Origin of the sequence: Streptomyces sp. SID13666 (genome assembly GCF_010548325.1) — a bacterium.
Lineage (GTDB): Bacteria > Actinomycetota > Actinomycetes > Streptomycetales > Streptomycetaceae > Actinacidiphila > Actinacidiphila fildesensis.
Genome location: NZ_JAAGLX010000178.1, coordinates 1 through 457, shown reverse-complemented (window position 1 = coordinate 457; position 457 = coordinate 1). Strand labels below are relative to the sequence as shown.

Annotated in this window: 1 protein-coding gene; it reads left to right on the top strand. The window is 44.9% G+C overall.

Going from position 1 to position 457, the window contains the following annotated elements; genetic code table 11:
- Window positions 1–341: DUF6875 domain-containing protein (locus G3I60_RS44870; protein WP_203675344.1), on the top strand; the 341-nt coding region annotated here is incomplete at its 5' end.
- Window positions 342–457: the final 116 nt, after the last annotated feature.

Below are 457 nucleotides of genomic sequence, written 5' to 3'. Positions count from 1 at the left end.
GAGCGCTATATAAGGACAGCCCGGCCCCAAGCTTGCACTCTAAAAGCTACTTTCCACTTAGAACCCCTACCCCGACATTGGTGCTCAGGGATCTCACGTCACAGGATTTAATTTTTCTCAATCCCGACCATTACAATATACAGCAGAAAATCGGTTTTCTCGACGCATTCATCAATAAATTCAGTTTCTATGACGGCAAGGGATTCATAGGAAAGCAGTTAGCTGAGGCAAAAGCATTGAGGAGCAGATACGCAAGAGCCAGAACGAGAAACGCTGGTGCCATAGCTATGTTGAGCGTCTCGATTATTTTATTTGCTTTGTTCGCCATAGGAAGTAGCTAAGCATGAAAGACAGAAGCTTTGTTCTTGCCATTTTGCTTGCAATTGCACAGCAAGCCTTACTAGCATTTTCTACATACTTCATTGCCATGGCAGGAGCTACTCTGTCCGACGGTGAT